Source organism: uncultured Cocleimonas sp. (assembly GCF_947495625.1).
In the GTDB taxonomy this organism is placed as follows: domain Bacteria; phylum Pseudomonadota; class Gammaproteobacteria; order Thiotrichales; family Thiotrichaceae; genus Cocleimonas.
Map to the genome: position 1 here is coordinate 1 of NZ_CANLZW010000070.1, position 1,397 is coordinate 1,397.

The 1,397-nt window shown below is 48.0% G+C and carries 1 protein-coding gene; it reads left to right on the forward strand.

Features of this window, described 5'->3' with window-relative positions; all coding sequences use genetic code 11:
• The first annotated feature begins 93 nt into the window (after positions 1-93).
• The gene (locus tag Q1A31_RS20870) at positions 94-1,116 is read left to right on the forward strand and encodes an IS110 family transposase (protein WP_299881736.1); all 1,023 of its coding nucleotides are present in this window, start codon (positions 94-96) and stop codon (positions 1,114-1,116) included.
• Positions 1,117-1,397: the final 281 nt, after the last annotated feature.

The following is a 1,397-nucleotide window of genomic DNA, read 5'->3' on the forward strand; positions in this document are numbered from 1 at the left end:
AAGGTGATGAGATGGTCTCCTCCTCTTTAATGCGGCATCAAAGTGCCATAATTGGAGATGTAAATCATTCAATTAACAGAAAAGGAGACCACCATGAATAGTAGAACAATCGGACTTGATATAGCAAAAATAATTTTCCATCAGGTATGCCTGGATCAGCATGGCAAGCAGGTATCCAGGAAGAAGTTAAGACGGGGACAGCTGCTTGCGTATTTTGCGAACCTTTCCGCCTGTACCATAGCCATGGAAGGTTGTGCGAGTTCCTACTACTGGCAACGTGAACTCACAAAATTAGGGCACCGTGTAAAGCTGCTGCCTGCGCAACATGTAAAAGCCCACCTTAGAGGGAACAAGAATGACTACAACGACGCCCTGGCGATAGCCGAAGCGAGTCGGGTGCCCGGGTTACGCGAGATCACGCCCAAGACAATTGAACAACAAAGCATGCAGGCACTGCATCGGCTTCGCGAGAGCACGATAGGTGATCGAACGGCTTTGAGTAACCAGTTACGAGGTTTACTCGCCGAGTTTGGGATCATCTTCAATCAAGGCATCGCCACCCTCAGGAAAAGTTTACCGGCGGTATTGGAGGATGCAGAGAATGGATTAACACCAACCTTCAGAGATGCCCTGGCACTGAAATACAGGCAGTTATGCGAACTTGAACAGCAGAAAAAAGACCTGGGTAAATTGATTGACCAAGCGTCAGAGCCTCACAAAGAGATCGAGCTGTTACACAGTATTCCAGGGTATGGCCCCATTCTATCCAGTAGCTACTACAGCGTAGTCGGAGATGGCAAAGCCTTCGCCAAAGGGCGTCATGTAGCGTCTTCTGTCGGGGTCGTGCCACGCCAACACAGCACCGGCGGAAAGGTTGTATTATTAGGCATTAGTAAACGCGGCGACCCGTACCTGCGTAAAATGCTGATCAATGGCGCAAGGTCCGTTGTGAACCATGCGCATAAAAAGGACGATGCCCTGAATGTTTGGGTGACCCGACTGGTAGAAAAGAAAGGCAAGAACAAAGCTACGGTTGCCCTGGCCAATAAACTGGCGCGGATAGCCTGGGCTGTGATAGTCAGTGGCAAACCCTATGAGGAAAACCATGCCGTGTAGATAAACCTGTTTAAGTAAGTAAAGTAAGAGAAAAGCAGTACCCACCACGATTTTGCGGCGATAATAGACGACAGATGACAACATAGGTAAGACCGGCAGTTTGAGAACCTGTACCCCCCTTAGGATGTAATAATCCGTCAAGGTGTCAAGGACAAACTGTGCAGACTTCATCAAGGCTCGGGATGAGAATATCCCAACGAGAAGCCGAATATATGGAAGCAAATCTATCCCTGTCAAAACGGTTGAATATTATTTTGCAAAAATGGAGGAGACCATATATG